This is a genomic window from Aquitalea magnusonii, assembly GCF_003202035.1.
Taxonomy (GTDB): domain Bacteria; phylum Pseudomonadota; class Gammaproteobacteria; order Burkholderiales; family Chromobacteriaceae; genus Aquitalea; species Aquitalea magnusonii.
Window position 1 is genome coordinate 1 of sequence record NZ_QJKC01000003.1, and the last position, 18868, is coordinate 18868.

Annotated in this window: 18 protein-coding genes, 3 tRNA genes and 1 riboswitch; of the genes, 8 read left to right on the forward strand and 13 right to left on the reverse strand. The window is 58.5% G+C overall.

The features are described 5' to 3' along the window. From DFR38_RS03560 to rsmD, 6 genes are all read right to left on the reverse strand, one after another. Positions 1 to 608 (reverse strand): GTP-binding protein (locus DFR38_RS03560; RefSeq protein ID WP_146215907.1); only part of this gene is annotated, 608 nt, incomplete at its 3' end. A 39-nt stretch (positions 609 to 647) separates the two neighbouring features. Continuing rightward, positions 648 to 722: transfer RNA gene (locus DFR38_RS03565), tRNA-Thr, on the reverse strand. A gap of 21 nt (positions 723 to 743) precedes the next feature. Next, positions 744 to 817 (reverse strand) — tRNA-Gly (locus tag DFR38_RS03570). A 53-nt stretch (positions 818 to 870) separates the two neighbouring features. Beyond that, a tRNA-Tyr gene (locus tag DFR38_RS03575) sits at positions 871 to 956 on the reverse strand. A 139-nt stretch (positions 957 to 1095) separates the two neighbouring features. Beyond that, positions 1096 to 1347 carry a YfhL family 4Fe-4S dicluster ferredoxin gene (locus DFR38_RS03580; protein WP_059287601.1) on the reverse strand — a complete coding sequence of 84 codons (252 nt, stop codon included), beginning with the start codon at positions 1345 to 1347 and terminating at the stop codon, positions 1096 to 1098. Between the two features lie 99 nt (positions 1348 to 1446). Beyond that, positions 1447 to 2007, reverse strand: a complete 561-nt coding sequence (rsmD, locus tag DFR38_RS03585) for a 16S rRNA (guanine(966)-N(2))-methyltransferase RsmD (protein ID WP_059287602.1) — start codon at positions 2005 to 2007, stop codon at positions 1447 to 1449. A gap of 450 nt (positions 2008 to 2457) precedes the next feature. Here rsmD and ftsY point away from each other — a divergent pair, with 450 nt between their 5' ends. The 4 genes from ftsY (at position 2458) to rpoH (ending at position 6310) form a co-directional block, all read left to right on the forward strand. Continuing rightward, positions 2458 to 3576 (forward strand): signal recognition particle-docking protein FtsY, encoded by a 1119-nt coding sequence (ftsY, locus tag DFR38_RS03590; RefSeq protein ID WP_110313022.1) that lies wholly within the window; start codon positions 2458 to 2460, stop codon positions 3574 to 3576. Positions 3577 to 3688: 112 nt separating this feature from the next. Next, a complete protein-coding gene (ftsE, locus tag DFR38_RS03595) occupies positions 3689 to 4342 on the forward strand; it encodes a cell division ATP-binding protein FtsE (RefSeq protein WP_059286634.1) in 654 nt (217 codons plus the stop codon). Continuing rightward, positions 4339 to 5247 (forward strand): permease-like cell division protein FtsX, encoded by a 909-nt coding sequence (gene ftsX / locus DFR38_RS03600; RefSeq protein ID WP_059286627.1) that lies wholly within the window; start codon positions 4339 to 4341, stop codon positions 5245 to 5247. The genes ftsE and ftsX overlap by 4 nt, the downstream gene beginning before the upstream one ends. Before the next feature lie 199 nt (positions 5248 to 5446). Continuing rightward, the gene (gene rpoH / locus DFR38_RS03605; RefSeq protein ID WP_059286628.1) at positions 5447 to 6310 is read left to right on the forward strand and encodes an RNA polymerase sigma factor RpoH; all 864 of its coding nucleotides are present in this window, start codon (positions 5447 to 5449) and stop codon (positions 6308 to 6310) included. A gap of 73 nt (positions 6311 to 6383) precedes the next feature. Here the strand turns inward: rpoH and DFR38_RS03610 are convergent, their stop codons facing one another. From DFR38_RS03610 to DFR38_RS21670, 4 genes are all read right to left on the reverse strand, one after another. Then, positions 6384 to 8171 carry a PglL family O-oligosaccharyltransferase gene (locus DFR38_RS03610; protein ID WP_110313023.1) on the reverse strand — a complete coding sequence of 596 codons (1788 nt, stop codon included), beginning with the start codon at positions 8169 to 8171 and terminating at the stop codon, positions 6384 to 6386. Between the two features lie 95 nt (positions 8172 to 8266). After that, complete coding sequence (locus tag DFR38_RS03615) at positions 8267 to 10117, reverse strand: PglL family O-oligosaccharyltransferase (protein ID WP_158527684.1); 1851 nt, start codon at positions 10115 to 10117, stop codon at positions 8267 to 8269. Positions 10118 to 10169: 52 nt separating this feature from the next. Continuing rightward, on the reverse strand, positions 10170 to 10616 hold the full coding sequence (locus tag DFR38_RS21665; protein WP_059286630.1) for a pilin: 447 nt from the start codon (positions 10614 to 10616) through the stop codon (positions 10170 to 10172). A 20-nt stretch (positions 10617 to 10636) separates the two neighbouring features. Beyond that, entirely contained in the window at positions 10637 to 11059 is a 423-nt protein-coding gene (locus tag DFR38_RS21670) for a pilin (protein ID WP_082693530.1), read from the reverse strand. A gap of 189 nt (positions 11060 to 11248) precedes the next feature. Between DFR38_RS21670 and DFR38_RS03630 the strand changes: the two genes are divergently transcribed. The 3 genes from DFR38_RS03630 (at position 11249) to proB (ending at position 15450) form a co-directional block, all read left to right on the forward strand. Continuing rightward, positions 11249 to 12598, forward strand: a complete 1350-nt coding sequence (locus DFR38_RS03630) for an adenosylmethionine--8-amino-7-oxononanoate transaminase (protein ID WP_110313024.1) — start codon at positions 11249 to 11251, stop codon at positions 12596 to 12598. A gap of 128 nt (positions 12599 to 12726) precedes the next feature. Beyond that, positions 12727 to 14265, forward strand: coding sequence for a hypothetical protein (locus DFR38_RS03635; RefSeq protein ID WP_146215908.1), 1539 nt, complete (start codon positions 12727 to 12729; stop codon positions 14263 to 14265). Positions 14266 to 14331: 66 nt separating this feature from the next. Further along, entirely contained in the window at positions 14332 to 15450 is a 1119-nt protein-coding gene (gene proB, locus DFR38_RS03640; protein WP_059286632.1) for a glutamate 5-kinase, read from the forward strand. A gap of 55 nt (positions 15451 to 15505) precedes the next feature. Here proB and DFR38_RS03645 read toward each other — a convergent pair whose 3' ends face one another. From DFR38_RS03645 to ruvB, 3 genes are read right to left on the reverse strand one after another with little or no spacing between them, the layout of a single operon-like run. Beyond that, positions 15506 to 15925 (reverse strand): hypothetical protein, encoded by a 420-nt coding sequence (locus DFR38_RS03645; RefSeq protein WP_059286633.1) that lies wholly within the window; start codon positions 15923 to 15925, stop codon positions 15506 to 15508. Positions 15926 to 15969: 44 nt separating this feature from the next. After that, entirely contained in the window at positions 15970 to 16686 is a 717-nt protein-coding gene (locus tag DFR38_RS03650) for a glutamine amidotransferase (protein WP_110313025.1), read from the reverse strand. 4 nt (positions 16687 to 16690) lie between these two features. After that, positions 16691 to 17725 (reverse strand): Holliday junction branch migration DNA helicase RuvB, encoded by a 1035-nt coding sequence (gene ruvB / locus DFR38_RS03655; RefSeq protein ID WP_059287524.1) that lies wholly within the window; start codon positions 17723 to 17725, stop codon positions 16691 to 16693. Between the two features lie 90 nt (positions 17726 to 17815). Continuing rightward, a riboswitch (FMN riboswitch) is annotated at positions 17816 to 17970 on the forward strand. A gap of 181 nt (positions 17971 to 18151) precedes the next feature. Between ruvB and ribB the strand changes: the two genes are divergently transcribed. Beyond that, positions 18152 to 18808: a 3,4-dihydroxy-2-butanone-4-phosphate synthase gene (gene ribB / locus DFR38_RS03660; protein WP_110313026.1), complete on the forward strand. Its 657-nt coding sequence runs from the start codon at positions 18152 to 18154 to the stop codon at positions 18806 to 18808. The last annotated feature ends 60 nt before the right edge of the window (positions 18809 to 18868 follow it).

The following is an 18868-nucleotide window of genomic DNA, read 5'->3' on the forward strand; positions in this document are numbered from 1 at the left end:
GGGATGTAGGAGTCCAGAGCAGCAGCCAGACGGAAGATGGACGGTTCGCCCATTTCGGATTGGTCGCCTTCCAGTGCCAGACGGGCGGAACCGATGACTACCGGAGTGTCGTCACCCGGGAAGTCGTAGGAAGACAGCAGATCGCGCACTTCCATTTCAACCAGTTCCAGCAGTTCAGCATCGTCAACCAGGTCAGCCTTGTTCAGGTAAACGATGATGTACGGTACGCCAACCTGACGGGACAGCAGGATGTGTTCGCGAGTTTGCGGCATCGGGCCGTCAGCAGCGGAACATACCAGGATAGCGCCGTCCATCTGGGCAGCACCGGTAATCATGTTCTTAACGTAGTCGGCGTGACCCGGGCAGTCTACGTGAGCGTAGTGACGGGACTCGGTTTCGTATTCTACGTGTGCGGTATTAATGGTAATACCACGAGCCTTTTCTTCCGGCGCACTGTCGATCTGGGAGTAGTCCTTGGCTTCGCCACCGAACTTCTTCGACAGAATGGTGGTGATCGCTGCGGTCAGGGTGGTCTTACCATGGTCAACGTGACCGATGGTGCCGACGTTTACGTGCGGTTTGGTCCGCTCGAACTTTTCCTTAGCCATGGCAAAATTTCCTGATTTGAATAACTACAAACAAATGGGTGGTGCCCATGGGCAGAATTGAACTGCCGACCTCTCCCTTACCAAGGGAGTGCTCTACCCCTGAGCTACATGGGCCCTTTAACAGGCATTAACGCTTGGAGCGGGTGAAGGGAATCGAACCCTCGTCGTAAGCTTGGAAGGCTTCTGCTCTACCATTGAGCTACACCCGCCTGCAACAACTATACGGCTTTCAAACTACACGCCGCCAAGACGTAAAAAATTCTGGTGGGGGGAGAAGGATTCGAACCTTCGAAGGCTGAGCCGCCGGATTTACAGTCCGGACCCGTTGACCGCTGGGGTAACCCCCCCTGAGAGACCCGAATAGTATAGATACCCACTTCTCTCGTCAACACCTGTGCTGCATTTTTTTTCATTATTTTTGCCGGAAAAAGAACAAAGCCCCGCAAACTGCGGGGCTCTGTCTTTTGCATCAAGCACTTAGCCTTGATCAGGCTTTGCCGGAAATGCGCAGGTACTTTGCGTGCAGCTCGTCCTGGGTTTCCGGATGGGCCGGATCCAGCGGGATGCAATCCACCGGACAGACTTGCTGGCACTGCGGCTCATCGTAGTGGCCTACACATTGCGTGCACAGATTGGGATCGATCTGGTAGATCTCCTCACCCTGCGAAATGGCATTATTCGGGCATTCCGGCTCACAGACGTCGCAGTTGATGCATTCGTCGGTAATCATGAGAGACATAGTAATTTCCTCAGGTATTCACAGTATTGATTCTGTCATCCGTGCAGCACGGTCGCAAGTTCGCCCCGTTATATCCTTATACGGCGACCTGCCGACGTATCACAGCGATTCTTCAGTGGCGGGCCGCGCCAATGCGTAATGCACCATGCCGGCCTTGTCCTGTTTGATGATCTGCCAGCCCGGCAAACTATCCGGCCAGTGCCTGGCTTCGAAATACAATACGCCGTCCACGGCCAGCACCGCCTGCAGCATGGGCAATGTCTGCAGCAGCAAGCTGGAGTCATACGGCGGATCAACAAAGATGATGTCGAATTGTTCGCGACAGCTTTTCAGGTAGTGCAGTGCATCCATCGGAACGACTTCGATGGCATGTGCTGCCAGCAACTGCCGGTTGGCCTTGAGTGACTCGGCCACCTTGCGTGATTTTTCCACCATCACCACGCGAGCAGCTTCGCGCGATGCAGCTTCAAACCCCAGCGCACCGCTGCCGGCAAACAGGTCGAGACAGCGTTTGCCATAAAGCTCCTGCCCCAACCAGTTGAACACGGTCTCGCGCACCCGATCCGGCGTCGGGCGCAAACCTTCCGCATCCGGGAAGGGCAGCAAGCGACGACGATACTGGCCGCCGATGATTCGGACTTTGTTTCGCTGTTGATTCATGACACGTGGGCTAAAAACTCAAGGGCGAGAGTTTACCCTTTTCCCGTCCTCCATGCTGCATCTGACGCAGATTGGGGGCAAAGGTGTCGCACCTGCCGTCACAATGTGCGCTGGCGGACAGACGCTGGCAATTGGCAATCGCTCATCAGGGAGCTCATATAAAGTGGGGTATTCGCAATACTGGGTCAGCCCCACCCTGGCCCGGCAATTCCACGGCTCCGCCCTTGAACATGCCTGACTCCGCCAGACCATTCCCTATATATAGGTCGCGAATGGCCGCACCTCGCCCACACCCTCCGGCCAAATCTCCCGCCTCCACTCAGCTGTTCCAGCATGGCTGGCCATGGCCAATCGGCCTGGCCACGGCTTTCATCACCATCGTTTCTGCCCAGTTGCTGATTTAAGGATACAATTTAGCCATTTATCGCCTATCGTTGACTACGCAGACGCATGTTCAGTTTCTTCAAGAAAAAGCCAAAGCCGGTTGAAACCCCGGCTGTAGAACCCCAAGCCAGCCAGCCGGCAAACCGCCCGGCCGCCGCTCCCGCCACCCCGCAAGCGACGCCGCCTGCCACCGTCGACATCGTCGCAGACACCACGGCGCAGCCAGTAAGCCCGACGCCGCCCGCCAGCGCGCCGGCCGTGGAACAGCCCGCCCGCAAGCAAAGCTGGACCGAGCGCCTGAAGGCCGGCCTGTCCAAAACCCGCGACAAACTGGGCAAGTCGCTGGCCGGCCTGTTTGGTGGCGGCAAGATTGACGAGGACTTGTACGAAGAGCTGGAAACCGTACTGCTGACTGCCGACATGGGCATGGATGCCACGGTCCACCTGCTGCAAGACGTGCGCGAACGGGTCAGCCTGAAGGGCCTGAAAGATGGCAGTGAGCTGAAGGGCGCCCTCAAGGATTCGCTCAATGAACTGATCCATCCCCTGGAAAAGCCGCTGGATGTCAGCGGCAAAAAGCCCTTTGTGATCATGATGGCCGGGGTGAATGGCGCCGGTAAGACCACCTCCATCGGCAAGCTGGCCAAGTATTACCAGCAGCAAGGCAAGAGTGTGCTGCTGGCAGCTGGCGATACCTTCCGCGCCGCGGCGCGCGAACAGCTGATGGCCTGGGGCGAGCGCAACAACGTCACCGTGATTGCCCAGCAAGGTGGCGATGCCGCCGCCGTGTGCTTTGATGCCATCCAGGCCGCCACTGCCCGTGGCATCGACATCGTCCTGGCGGATACCGCGGGTCGCCTGCCGACCCAGCTGCACCTGATGGAAGAAATCAAGAAGGTCAAGCGCGTCATCCAGAAGGCGCTGCCGGATGCCCCGCATGAAATCATCCTGGTGCTGGACGCCAATATCGGCCAGAACGCCATCAGCCAGGTCAAGGTATTTGACGATGCCCTGGGCCTGACCGGGCTGATCCTGACCAAGCTGGATGGCACGGCCAAGGGTGGCGTGATTGCCGCCATTGCCAAGCAGCGGCCGATTCCGCTACGGTTTGTCGGTGTGGGCGAAAGCATCGACGATCTGCGCCCGTTCAACAGCAAGGATTATGTCGACGCCCTGTTCGACTGATCGACCTACTTCATAGAGCCCCGCGCCGGCAACTGCCTGCCGGCGGCAGCTCACCCGGCAGGCCCTGGCAGATGCGCCGGCCTGCAGCTCAGGATCAAGGGGAATGCAGCGCATGATTCAGTTCGACCAGGTCACCAAGCGTTATCCCGGTGGCAACGAAGCCCTGAAGAATCTTTCCTTTACCATCGACACCGGTGAAATGGCCTTTCTGGCCGGACACTCCGGTGCCGGCAAATCCACCCTGCTCAAGCTCGTCGCCGGCATTGAACGCGCCAGCAGCGGCAGCGTGATTGTCAGCGGCCAGAATCTGTCCAAGCTGCGCAGCAGTCAGATTCCTTATGTACGCCAGCATATCGGCATGGTGTTTCAAGACCACAAGCTGCTGTTCGACCGCTCGGTATTCGACAACGTCATGCTGCCGCTGGACATCATCGGCTTTGATCGTCGCGATGCCGCACGGCGGGTGCGTGCCGCGCTGGACAAGGTCGGCCTGCTGGCCAAGGAAAAATCCATGCCGATCCGCCTGTCTGGCGGTGAACAGCAACGCCTGTGCATTGCCCGTGCCGTGGTACACCGCCCCAGCCTGTTGCTGGCCGATGAACCCTCAGCCAACCTCGACCGCGCCTACGCGCTGGACATCATGGAGCTGTTCAAATCCTTCCATCAGGTAGGCGTGACCGTGGTGATTTCCGCCCATGACGAAACCCTGATGGAAGACTACGGCCGCCGCATCATCCGGTTGAAGGAAGGACAGTTCGCCGCATGAAACATTTTCTCTACCTGAACTGGCAAAGCGCTCGCCAGGCGCTGGTCAAGATCCTGCGCCAACCCTTTGGCAGCCTGCTGACCCTGCTGATGCTGTCCATCGCACTGGCCCTGCCCTTGTCGCTTTACCTGACCGTGAGCAGCATCCAGGAATGGGCGGGCCGGCTCACCGCCACGCCACAGATCACCCTGTTCATGGAGCAATCGGCCGAAGAAGCCGACCTTGCCGCCGTCTCCAGCACGCTGACCAAGCATCCGCGCATCCAGAGTTACAGCTTTGTCGGCAAAAAGCAGGCACTGTCCGACCTGGAAAAGCGCAACGGCTTGCCGGGACTGAGTGACGGCCTGACCGACAATCCGCTGCCGGACGCCTTCGTCGTTACGCCCAAGACGCTGGAACCGCACGAGCTGGAAATGCTGCAAAAAGAATTGTCCGGCCTGCCCATGGTGGAAACCGCGCAATTCGATGCCCGCTGGGCCAAACGCCTGTATGGCATGGTGGAAATGGGCAGACAGCTGACCTGGTTTCTTGGCGCTGCGCTGGGCATCGCCCTGGTACTGGTCACCCACAATGCGGTGCGCATGCAGATTCTGGCGCGTCGTGATGAAATCGAAGTGGCCAAGCTGATTGGCGCACCGGACAGCTTTATCCGCCGTCCTTTCATGTACCACGCCATGTGGCAGGGCCTGCTGGCCGGCCTGGCAGCCTGGGGGCTGACCAGCTGGCTGGTGATGACGGCGAACCCGGCCATTCACGAGTTTGCCCAGCTTTATAACGAAGCCGTACAACTGCGTGGCCTCAGCCCTGTCGAGTTGCTGGTCGTACTGGCCATTTCCTCCCTGCTGGCGATGCTGGGTGCGCGACTGGCCTCCGATCATCATCTGCGACAGATTCAACCTCGTTAACAATCATTCTCTTTCACATTTGGCTGAATGTCGCTTATGGTGACATTCAGCCGATGTCGACCAGCAGGCTATTCCGGCAATTTCCACTGAAAAAACTATCAGTCTGATAGGAAAAATCATTGACGTTGGAACCTTTGCTTGCTAGCACTCTCAATATACGAGTGCTAACATAGCACTACCCAAGGAGGTAGTTACACTGATGACCACAACATTTGCCTTGCCCGTTCCGTCGTCCAGCGGCAGCCTGGAGCAATACATCCAGGCGGTGAACAGTGTTCCCATGCTGACCCCCGAACAGGAAACCGAGCTGGCCACCCGCTTCCAGCAAGACAATGATCTGGAAGCCGCTCGCCAGATGGTGCTGTCACACCTGCGTGTTGTCGTATCGATTTCACGCGGCTATGCCGGCTACGGCCTGCAACAGGCCGACCTGATCCAGGAAGGCAATATCGGCCTGATGAAAGCGGTCAAACGCTTCGAACCGGGCCGTGGCGTACGGCTGTTCTCCTTTGCCGTGCACTGGATCAAGGCTGAAATTCACGAATTCATCCTGCGCAACTGGCGTCTGGTGCGTATTGCCACCACCAAGCCGCAGCGCAAGCTGTTTTTCAATCTGCGCAGCATGAAAAGCAGTTTTTCGGCACTAAGCGAAAATGAAGCCCGGCAGATCGCCGAAGACCTCGGCGTCAAGCCGGAAGAAGTGCGCGAAATGGAAACGCGCATGAGCGGGCAGGATATCGCGCTGATTGCCGACGATGGCGACGATGAAGGATTCGCCCCCATCGACTGGCTGGCCGATGCCCATCACGAACCGACCCATGCCCTGGAACGCAAAGCCTTCGATCATCTGCAAACCGAAGGCATCGAATACGCACTGGCGTCGCTGGATGCCCGCAGCCGTCGCATTGTCGAAGCACGCTGGCTGGCTGACGATGGTGGAGCAACCCTGCACGAACTCGCCGCCGAGTTTGGCGTTTCCGCCGAGCGCATCCGCCAGATCGAAGCCAAGGCATTGAGCAAGATGAAGACTGCGCTGAGCGAAGGTGTGGTCATCGACAATTGATAAGCCGTTGCTGCAATGAAAAAGCCCGCGCCATCCAGCGCGGGCTTTGCTATTCAAGCTTAACCATTAGGGTTTAATCCCCTTCACCACCACGATATTTGACTGGCAGGCGGTCAAATACCTGCTGTGCAATCTTGCGCAGCGGCTGCCATGCCGGGACGTCTTCATCGATACCATCCAGGTAATCCTTGGCATAAGTCGGGAAGGAAGCCAGCGCCGTCCGCACCGTCTCCTGCGCCTCAGCCTCACGCCCGGCCAGCGCCAGCATTTGTGCCTTTTTCATCATCACATCGGGATAGGGGCGGAAAGCTGTCAGGCGTTCCTCCCATTGCAGCTTGCGCGCCAGATTGTCCTTGTCGGCCACCAGATAATCATCCAGTGTGCTTAGGGCATGGTAGGCAAACAGCGGCTGCTGCTCCATGATCTCGGCCAGCCGCAACTGCCGCTTGGCATCGCGCGCCGGATTATTCGTCTGGGTATACAGCCCCACCAGCTCGTTATAGGTGGACCAGGTCACCACCGACATATAGCCGATGAACAACATGCCCAGTATCCAGCCCGCCCGCAGCAGCCAGCCGGCACGACCGGTACGCGCAGGCGACATCGAGGCAAACACCACCAGCATTGCCAGGAAATACAGATACCACAGTGGATACTCCAGCATGGAGTGAATCAGCGTGACCGCCATGCAGCCAAGGGCCAGCATGCCTTCGGCCTCCGCCTGCTCGCTGAAGAAAGGCCAGATCACCCAGGCAAAGCCACCCAGCACCAGCAAGGTAATCGGCAAGCCCATTTCCACCAGCAATTGCAGAATCAGATTATGGCAATTGGTAAACAAGCCGCTGTTGAAGCCGGCTGACGCAAATTGCGGCAGGGGCTGCAAGCGCACACTTTCTGCGGCATATTGCGACCAGCCCACCCCCCACAGCGGGTGAGCCTTGAAACTCATCCAGGCCTTGCCCATTTCAGCCAGCCGGCGCGAGCCCATATCATCGCCATTGGCCGCCAGCCGCTCCACCCCAGAAGCATTGTTCACCGCAGCATGCGTCAGCACAGACAGCAGATGGTTCACCAGCGGCAAGGCAAACTGCGCCGCAAACACCACCACACAAGACAGCAGCATTGCCCACATCAGCCGGCGCGATACCGCCGACTGCATCCGCCAGTGCCACAGCCCGCCCAGCAAGGTCAAGGCCAGCAGATACAGCAAGGTGGTACGTGACGCGGCATAAGCCAGCATCAGCCCCAGCCACAGCACCAGCAGTGCCAACCAGCCACGCGCCATGCGCTCCACTGCAAACAGATACACCCCGCTCACCACCGACCACATCAGGTAATGGGCATACTGGTTGCGCTGGCCGATATGGCCAAAGATATTGGTCGTCGGGTGAGCGCTGTCGTAAAACAGTCCCAGGCTATTGGCCAAGCCGGTCAGTTGCGCCAGGCCGATAAGCGACTGCACCAGCCCGCCGACAATGATGGCGCGCGCCAGCCACACCGCAAATTCGCGACTGCCAAATGTCTGCTGCAAGCTATAGGACAAGCCCGCCAGCAAGGCCATCGTCAGCCAGGCCAGCGCCGTGGCATAGCTCATGCCGGGGAATAGCGCATGCACCAGCTGCGGCTGCACGGCCCACACAAGGGCCAACGACAGACACCACCAGCTGGCACGTGGCACCCGCTCGAACAGCATGCCGCTGGGCAACAGATAGACAGCCGCGGCCAGCATCAACCACACCACATTCATTTCGCCAAACCACTGCGGCAATGGCACGAAATGGATACGTGAGGCAAAAGGCATGATGGCGATCAGGCAAAACGCCAGCAAGGCCAGACGGCGGGAAAAGGTTGGAAAAGACATGATGGAGTCTAAGGCTGAAAGCAAAGCATGGAGGATACCGCATGTAGGGCAGCGACGACACCGCCGGCCAGCAGACTGGCGGTGTCGTCAAGCACCTAGAACAAGGGCTTGCGGGTGACGGGGGAGGCGACGGTCATGACGGCGGCAATACGCGCATCCTCATATTGGCTACCTTTTGCCGCATAGGCATGAGCCGCAGTAAGGGCAATTCGCTGCAGGCTCTTTAAGTCCAACTCCTTCATTGCCGTCAGATAAACACTGTAATTTGCGGCAAAATCCGGATAGTTGGCAATGGCCATTTTCAAAGTATGCTCAGCAGCAACCTCATTTTTATTTAATGCATACAAAATGGATAACTTTAACAACACATCAGGATAAGGACGAAAGCTTGCCAATCTTTCAAAATGCTTTAGCTTTAGATCGATATCAGATCTTGATGGCACAAGATAACTGGTCAATACAAAATCCGCATCAGCAGCCCACAATGGATTTTTTTCTATTTCAAACAGTCTATTTAACCGCTGCAAGTTATCCGCAGCACCAACGGCTGGGGTACGAAATGCAACCAAGACACGGAAATTTTCCACACCATTGATGGTATAAAGCAAGGCCAGCACTGATGCGACAAGCCCGACAATACGTAAAAAATCAGTTCTGACCTTCAACTGCACTGGCTTTAATGGCGCCATCAGCAGAACAATCAAAAACATGACAAGAAATGGCAAATACCACAAAGGGTATTCAAACATGCTATGAGCAAGCACAAGCAAACCAATACTCACCAGCAGCATATTATCTTTCGTCTGCTGACCCCGCTGCAGATATCCACAGAACACGATAATGACTGGTACCAAAAAAAGTAGGCATCCAACCAGCCCTGTTTCCGCTAACAGCTGCAATACCAGATTATGGCAATGTGTGAAGAGCCAGCTTTCCGGAACCTTGGGCAAACCTGCACTCAACTCCATTTCAACAGATTGGGCTCCAAATCGCCCCCAGCCAATACCGAAGAATGGGTGCTGAAGAAAAATATCGATTGCTTTAGTCCACTCAACCCAGCGCCTAGCACCAAACCCGGCAGAAAAAAACCGCTCTGTACCACTGACGGTGTGGACTGGCAGCCCGGCCAAGGCCAACAATCCAGTAATCTGGTGACTCATCAGCTGTGTCAGAATCATGATAACAACGGCCACAGCCATGGCACCGGACATTTTAGCAATATCATCAGACTCTCTTCTGACGTACCAGTAAAAGGCAACTAAAGCAAAAATAATGGCATAGGCCCAAACCAATCGAGCACCCGAACAAGCCGCGAGCCAGGACAGGAACAGTACTGCAATAAAAAACAGGTATCCCCTTAATCGCCCCATCGCATACAAATAGCTTGCCGACACAATACCCCAACACAAAAACTGGGCATATTGATTTCTCTGACCAATATTACCCATTATATTCGAATCAATTCCATTCTGATCAAAAATAATATAGCCAGAAAAAAAAGGAGCCAACCTAAAAATCTGCGACAAACCCAACAAGGCTTGCAATAAGCAAGCAAGGAAAATCACTGACGAAACAACTATCAGCAACTCTGTCTTTTTATCATTAAAATATGACGAAAAGAGCAAGGACCACACACCAAGAAACAACACAAGTACAATAAAAACCGTAGCACTATCCAGATGCTTATTACTGAGCAACAGGTAAAAACCCACAGCAAAAGCAAACAGGAAAACCCAGGAAGAGCTAACTACCGAGCGCCCTTTCATGGGTAACATCAGAGGAAGGGAGCAGGCCAACAGAAACAAGGCCGAGGCATCCGAAACCCAGTCTGTCAGTGGCGCATAGCGAAACCAGCTAAAAAATGGCAGCGTCACAGACAAGCTGATCAGCAATGCCAGGCCAAATTGTCGTAGCTCGACAGGGTTCAGATGAAGGTTTTTATTCATGGGCCGTAAAATAAAAAAAGGGGCGCCATATGCGCCCCTTATCATTCAAACATTAACCGCGGCAGTTTGCCGGCAGATACTTCGTCGGAATAGCATTAGAATTAACACCGGTACCATCACCGGTACGGCAAGACCAGTTTACCGCACCAGAAGCAAGGAGCGGAACCAGAGAGAAGTAGTTACCATTGATATCAGAATTGATATTCTGCATCTTGATGGAAATAACACCACCAGTAGAGAGGACCGTCGAAGCCACATAAGTAGAGCTAGCAGAGGAAATACCTGCAGAAGCCATGGTGCTCGGCAGCTGCCCTTGGCTGATGGCATATTCAGAAACCGAAGCTTTTGCCGCCGCAGCGGCGTTCAAACCTTCCGTCACCTTGGCACGGGCGGTGTAATCCTGATAGGCCGGAATGGCAATGGCGGCCAAAATACCAATAATCGCCACCACGATCATCAGTTCGATCAGGGTAAAACCTTGTTGAACTTTATTGTTCATAATTCGACTCTCCTAGAAAATCAACGACATGTTGAAGGTAAGTATTTCTCATAACCAGCAGTACTAGAACAAGCCCAAACAATGCTGCCTTGACTACTCGCTGCAGGGGTCAGTGTCAGCACCAAACCCGACGCTACCGCACTAGCAAATGAAACATTCACTATACTGACACCACTGCTGATTGAAATCTGCACATCACTAACATAATTGCCGGGCAAGCTGGTAGGCAACCCAGCGCTGGCATTATTTGCCGGCCACCCACCCATCGAAGTGTAATACTCGCTGACCGATGTTTTAGCATGGTCCGCAAAGCTAAGCCCTTCAGCCACCTTGGCCCGTAACGTGTAATCCTGATAAGCCGGTATCGCAATTGCCGCCAGAATACCGATGATGGCAACAACAATCATCAACTCAATCAGGGTAAAACCATTATTGCCCCGCATGACCCTCTCCGTGGTATGCACTGTCCATACCTTGCAGAAAGCGTGCCAAGCAGCTTCATCCTGAGAATTCGGCCCATTAGCGCAGCACATGGCCTGCTGTATGCGGCAGGATGTGACGTTTTTTGTCAGTTCGGGTCGCGCTGCCAGCCTGTGATAGCATCCAGTCCATTCCCCATTCAGGAGTTTGTCGTGAGCAATCAGGACTGGCTGCAGCGCAGCCGCCAGCATGTGTGGCATCCATGTACCCAAATGAAACGCCATGAAACCTTGCCCATCGTTCCCATTGCCCGTGCCGAAGGGGTGTGGCTGGAGGATTTCGAAGGCAGGCGCTATCTGGATGCCGTCAGTTCCTGGTGGGTCAATCTGTTCGGCCATGGTAACCCTAGGATCAAGCAGGCGATCAAGGATCAACTGGATCAGGTGGAGCATGTCATTCTGGCCGGCTTTACCCACCGGCCGGTCATTGAACTGTCCGAGCGGCTATGCGCACTGAGCGGGCTGGATCATGCGTTTTATGCTTCGGATGGTGCCAGCGCCACCGAAATCGCGCTGAAAATGAGCTTCCACTACTGGAAGAATGTCGGCCGGCCGGAGAAGTGCCGCTTTATCAGCCTGGACAACAGCTATCACGGCGAAACGGCCGGTGCGCTGGCGGTAACCGATGTACCGCTGTTTTCCGCCACCTATGCCCCGCTGCTGAAACCGGGAGTGCGGGTTCCCAGCCCGGATGTGCGCCAGGCCCGCCCGGGGCAAAGTGCAGCCGATGTGGCAAGACAGGCCTTGCGCTCGCTGGAGAATGTGCTGGCCAAGAAAGCGGGTGAAATGGCCGCCATCATCGTCGAGCCGCTGGTGCAGGGTGCAGCCGGCATGGCCATGTACGATCCGGTTTATCTCACGGAGCTGCGCCGGCTGTGTGATCAGTATCAGATACACCTGATTGCCGATGAAATCGCCGTCGGATTTGGTCGCACCGGCACCCTGTTTGCCTGCGAGCAGGCCGGCATCACGCCCGACTTTCTATGCCTCTCCAAAGGCATTACCGGCGGCTTCCTGCCCCTGTCCTGCGTGCTGACCAGCGCGGCGATCTATCAGGCCTTCTATCACGATGAGGTCACGCGCGGTTTTCTGCACTCGCACAGCTACACCGGCAATGCACTGGCCTGCAGTGCGGCACTGGCGGTACTGGATATCTTTGCCGATGAGGACATCATTGCCCGCAACCGTGAACTGGCGGCGACCTTCAGCGCCATTCTGGCACCACTGGCAGAGCGGGCGGATGTCAGGCATTTCCGGCATACCGGCATGATCTGGGCCTTTGATGTCGACAGCCCGCGCGCGGACTTTGCACAAGCCTTTTTCTCAGCCATGCTTAAGCATGGTTGCCTGGTAAGGCCAATCGGCAAAACCGTGTACTTCATGCCGCCTTATATCCTGCAGCCAGAGGAGATGACCCAGCTGTTCCAGGCCACCACGCAGGTACTGGATGAGTTAAGTCAACAAAACGATGTTTTGACCGGGCCCGTGACTGCCTTGCCCTGAGGGCGACCTTGCCTTGGCCGGCTTGATTCAAATAGCATGGCGGATGAATACATGGCGGGGGGATAGCGCTTGGCTACTACCCCGCCTTTTCCTCCCTGCGCTACTCCGCCTTGCCATTAGGACGCACGATGCAGCTTGCCTTGCCCGCCCTGGATAGGGACCCGCGATTGGTCGACACCAACCCCGACAGCGTAGCCAGCTGGGTAGAGCGCTTGCCATACAGCGACCTGCAAGAATGCGGTCGCCTCCTGCTCGAGGCCCTGCGTGGCCTGAGCCGTACGCCAATGGAAGTGGGCAATCGGCACAAGCTGCTATTGCACTACCTCAAAGGGCTGGATCGCTACTATCCGGCGCTGGAAAGCGAGATTGTGCAGACCGACCTCACCTCGGTCGTGCGGACCCGCCAGCTGGCCATGCTGGGGGCGGCGCTGTTCGAGTCCATCTTTGTCGCTTTCAAGCTCACCCTGAGCGAGCGTCTGGCCAAGCGTGGTCTGCTGGAGCGTGAACATCAGCGCATCGAACTGCTGCTGTATACCATGATGGCGGCGCGGCAGCTGCTGAACATTTGTTGCCAGAGCTACAGCCCGCCCCCCGCACACTTCTGGCAAGACTGCCACCAGCTGTACAGCTTTGCCCTGGCGCGCGGCTGGCAGGAAAAGCAGCTGGAAAAGGACGACTCACTGGAGCTGATCTACCGGCAAATCCTGCTGCTGGGGCTGACCTCCACCAACCGGCTGTCGATGCCGGAACTGCTGGTGACCAAGCAACTGATCATGGATTTGTCGCGCCAGACCGTCCTGCTGCCGGTGGAAGCCCTCAAGGGAACGGTGCATGGCTATCTGGTGGATTCCAGCCGCGATGAGCCGCCGCGCTTCCTGCGTGTGCAGAGCGAAACACTGGAAGCCGCCTGCTATCTGCTCGACCTTTCCCAGGCCATCACGGTACTGACGCATAGCGTGGAGCAGCTGACCCGGCTGCAGAACACCAGCCACAGCCCCAGCCAGGTTTACGATGAGCTGGCCCTGCTGCAATCACTGGCTGCCGAATGGCAACAGCCACGGCGGCGGCGTCATCCGCGCCTGCCCATGCAGGAAGTCATCGAGCTGATCTCCACTATTCCCGCCATCTGGTACCGCTGCAATGGCATGAGCTGGGTACAGGCCGGCAACGAACAGGCCGCGCCCCCGGCCAGTACCCGCGCACCGCCCGCCCCCAGCCTGTTTGTGGTGGTGAATCAGAGCGCCACCGGCTTTTTGCTGCGCGGCCAGCCACGCGGCCAGACACTGCGCGCCGGCGAGGCCATTCTGCTGACCCGGCCAGGCAAACCGGATACCGCCCAGCTGTGCATGATCTGCTGGGTATCGCTGCTGCCGGATGGCATTGACGTGGAGTGTGGCGTCGAGGTCATTGGCAAGCAGCCGGCAGCCGTGATGCTCATCCCCAGCATCACCCATCCCGCCGATACGCCACAGTTCGCGCTGCGCCTGCCAGCCATCGCCAGCCTGCACCGTCCGCCGCTGCTGCTCACCCAGGGGCGTCTGTTCAGCCGGCTGCGCGAATTCCGCCTGTGGGACGAGGCTGGAGAAAGCCTGATCCGCAGCTCGCGCCTGGACAGGCAGTCACCCCATTTCCAGCTGATGGAATTCCGCGCCAGCGAGTACTTCTGAGCCATGCCACGGCAGTTTGCGGTACACTGGGCGGCTCGATATTCATAGCCAGACAGAGGATTTTGTATGCGTTCGGTGATTCATGCCGCCAGCCGTATCGTGGTCAAGGTGGGCTCCAGCCTGGTAACCAATGACGGCAAGGGGCTGGACCTGTCGGCGCTGGCGCGCTGGGCTGCGGAAATCGCCGAACTCAAGCGTCGTGGCAAGCAGGTGGTCCTGGTATCCAGCGGGGCCATCGCCGAAGGATGCCAGCGGCTGGGCTGGTCGGTACGCCCCAAGGGGGTGCACGAACTGCAGGCCGCCGCGGCCGTGGGCCAGATGGGCTTGTGCCAGGCTTATGAAACGGCTTTTCGCGAATTCGGCCTGAAAACCGCACAAATCCTGCTGACCCACGAAGACCTGGCCGATCGCACGCGTTACCTGAATGCCCGCTCCACCCTCACCACCCTGCTCAACCTCAATGTCGTGCCCATCATCAATGAGAACGACACCGTGGTCACCGATGAAATCCGCTTTGGCGACAACGACACTCTGGGCGCGCTGGTCACCAACCTGATCGAAGCCGACGCGCTGATCATCCTGACAGACCAGCAAGGCCTGTATAGTGCCGATCCGCGCAAGCATCCGGATGCCATCTTCGTGCACGAGGCGGAAGCCGGCGACCCCAAGCTGGAAGACATGGCCGGTGGTGCCGGCTCCAGCGTGGGCACTGGCGGCATGATCACCAAGATTCTGGCAGCCAAGCGTTCGGCGCGCAGCGGTGCCGCCACGGTGATTGCCTGTGGCCGCGAGCATGATGTGCTGTCGCGACTGGCGGATGGTGAAGGCATTGGCACCCAGCTGCTGGCGCCCACCAACCGCATGGCCGCACGCAAGCAGTGGCTGGCCGATCACCTCAAGCTCACCGGCCGCATCGTGCTGGACAACGGCGCCGCCCTGGCCGTGCGCGAACGCGGCACCAGCCTGCTGCCGGTTGGCGTCACCGCCATCGAAGGCGATTTCCTGCGCGGCGAGGCCGTGGCCTGTGTCGATCAGCAAGGGCGGGAAGTGGCGCGTGGTCTGGTCAACTACAGCTCGGACGAAGCCCGCCTGATCATGAAGAAAACCACCCGCGAAATCGAAGCCACACTGGGCTATATGGTGGAGCCGGAATTGATCCACCGTGACAATATGGTCACGCTGTAACTGTGCGGTGAAATGAAACAAGCCAGCATAAGCTGGCTTGTTTCATTTGCACGACTCACTCGCCACCCTCATCCGGCTCACCCTGCCTGGCGCGGCGCAACTCCAGCGAACGGGCAATCACATACGCCATCATCGAGCACAGGAAAAACAGCAGCATCACCAGCGCAATCGAGCGCAAGGTTTCGGTCAGCGCATTCCACAGCTCCAGCAGCCAGCGCGCACCGGTAATTTCCAGCTGGGTACTCCCCTTGCCGGCCGAGGGCGGCAGGTACTGTTCCAGATTCCACGGCCGCACGCCGCCGGAAATTCCGGCCACCAGAATGGCAAAGCTGATATAGCGGCGCCAGGCATCCGCCAGATCCTGCCCCAGCGTGCGCTGCAGAATCTTGTAGACCGCCGGATCAAAAAAACGCACCACCGCCAGCGAAGCGGCCAGCGCCACTGCAACAATGGCGACAAACAGTGCATAAAACATGATGTTCCCTTTCTGGAAAACAAAGTTGGACCGGGATGGCCGGATCAGGCCGCCTGGTGTGCGAGCAAACGGGCAAACCGTTGCAGCAGCCCCGCTGCATGCGGGGTAGGCCGCAATGACTGATGCAAGACCTCTGCGCTTTTGCCGGCGGCCTGCAAGGCCGGGGCGAGATGGTGCAGATAAGCCGCCATGGCGGCCGTATCAAACTCGGGATGGAACTGCACGCCCCAGGCCGAACCGATGCGGAAGGCATGGTTGGCTTCGAAATCATTGGCGGCCAGCCGCACCGCACCGGGCGGCAAGGCCGTCACCGACTGCCAGTGAATCACCGCCGCGGGGAAGGCCGCCGGCAGCCCGGCCAGCAGCGGATCCTGCCCGGCCTCGGGCAATAGCCGGATATCCACCACGCCGGCTTCCGGCCCCTGCGGGTGATAGCCAACCTGGCCGCCCAGCGCATCGGCCAGCAGCTGGTGACCATAGCAAATGCCCAGCAGCGGCACATTGCCCGCTACCGCCTCACGCAGCCAGGCCGCCGTGCTGACACTCCATTCTTCATAGTCACTGACCATGGCCGGCGAGCCGGTCAGCACCGCACCGGCGCAGTCGGCCACCGCCGGCAAGGCTTCGCCACGCTGGACATCAACCACCCGCCACTCGCCGGGGGCAGCGCCCAGTTCGCGTTCAATCCAGTTTTCGAAATCGCCCAGTTGTGCTGCCAGTGCCGGATAGGTACGGCCGGTCTTGATGATGATTTTCTGCATGGGACTAGTCTTTGAGCGGCAGGCCGAAATGGGTGTAGGCCAGTGCCGTGGCCATCCGCCCGCGCGGTGTGCGCTGCAGATAGCCTTGTTGAATCAGGAAGGGTTCGATCACGTCTTCGATGGTGTCGGTGGATTCGCCAATGGCGGCACCGACATTGTCCAGCCCCACCGGGCCGCCGCCAAATTTTTCCAGAATGGCCGCCAGCAGCTTGCGGTCCATCACGTCCAGTCCGGCCGGGTCCACGTCCAGCATGGCCAGCGCCGCATCCGCCACCTGGGCGGTGACGATGCCATCGGATTTCACTTCAGCATAATCGCGCACCCGCCGCAGCAGGCGGTTGGCGATACGCGGCGTGCCGCGCGAGCGCCGGGCCACTTCAAAAGCGCCATCGTCGGCCAGGGTGACATTAAGCAGACCGGCCGAGCGGCTGACGATTTTCGTCAGCTCCTCGGCGGTGTAAAACTCCAGCCGCGCCACGATGCCGAAACGGTCGCGCAGCGGATTGGTCAGCATGCCGGCACGGGTGGTCGCCCCGATCAGGGTAAAGGGCGGCAGGTCGAGCTTGACCGAGCGTGCGGCTGGTCCTTCGCCGATCATGATGTCGATCTGGTAGTCCTCCAGCGCCGGGTAGAGGATTTCCTCCACCACCGGACTCAAGCGGTGGATTTCATCAATGAACAGCACATCATGCGGCTCCAGATTGGTCAGCAGCGCCGCCAGATCGCCGGCACGCTCCAGTACGGGGCCGGAAGTCTGGCGCAGGTTGACACCCATTTCACGCGCCACGATGTGGGCCAGCGTGGTCTTGCCCAGTCCGGGCGGGCCAAACAGCAACACATGATCCAGCGCCTCGCCACGGCGCTTGGCCGCTTCGATAAAGATTTCCAGCTGTTCACGCGCTTTTTTCTGGCCGACGTATTCATCCAGCAGCTTGGGCCGCAGGGCACGTTCCAGTGCTTCTTCCTGGGTGGACAGGCTTTGCTGGGTGACGATGCGGCGCTCCGCTGCGCCGCCGATCAGGTTGTCGGTTTCAATCATGTGCCGTTGCCGTAAAGCCGAATGGTGCGATCCCGCCATCTTACCACTGCGCTATACTGGCCGCTGGCCGACGCACATTGCGCGGCCTTGCTACGTCTTCAGGGCGGGGTGCAACTCCCCACCGGCGGTATGGCCTGCACACTGGCAGGCCGAGCCCGCGAGCGCCTTTTTCCGATGAAAGAGGGTCAGCAGATCTGGTGCGATGCCAGAGCCGACGGTGATAGTCCGGATGAAAGAAGATGACAGCAGCTGCAGTCTGGCCAGCCCGGACTGCTGTCGACCTGTCCGGCGGTGCTGCGGGCGGTGCGGTCCATCCTGGATGATGGCCGGCCCCCGCATGGCTCGCCACGCTGGCACCACCGCCGTGGTGCTGGCGGCTTTTCATGCCCTGAAACGTGTTTCTCAGACCTGATCGAGGACCGTTTCATGCCTTACACCCAGCCTACCCAACTTTCTTCCCTGCCCCCGCGGCTGGCCGCCGCGTTGACCGCCTTGCGTCAAGGCCGGCCAGTGATTGTCAGCGATGATGACGACCGCGAAAACGAGGCCGACCTGATCCTGGCGGCCGACCGCTTGAGCCTGCCGGAAATGGCACGACTGATTCGCGATGGCAGCGGCATTGTCTGCCTGTGCCTGACTCCGGCTCATGCGGCAAGGCTGCAACTGCCGCCGATGGTGCCGGACAACCGCAGCCGCCATGGCACGGCCTTCACCGTCAGCATCGAAGCGGTGCATGGCGTGAGCACCGGGGTATCCGCTGCCGACCGCGTCACCACCATTCGCGCCGCCATCGCTCCACTCGCCAAACCACAAGATCTGGCCCGCCCCGGCCATGTCTTTCCCTTGATCGCCCGCCCCGGTGGCGTGCTGGAGCGGCGCGGCCATACCGAAGCGGCCGTGGAGCTGGCCACGCTGGCGGGCTATAGCCCGGCAGGGGTGTTGTGCGAGCTGATGAACCCGGATGGCAGCATGATGCGCGGTGCACAGCTGCAGGCCTATGCTGCCTTGCACCAGCTGCCCATGCTGACGGTGGCGGAACTGGCACAGTGGCGACAGCAGCAAGCCGAAGCCGTCTGCGCCTGACGCCTGCTTTGCCGGCCGTGGCGTGACAGCAACAAGGCCAGCGGCATGCCGCTGGCCTTG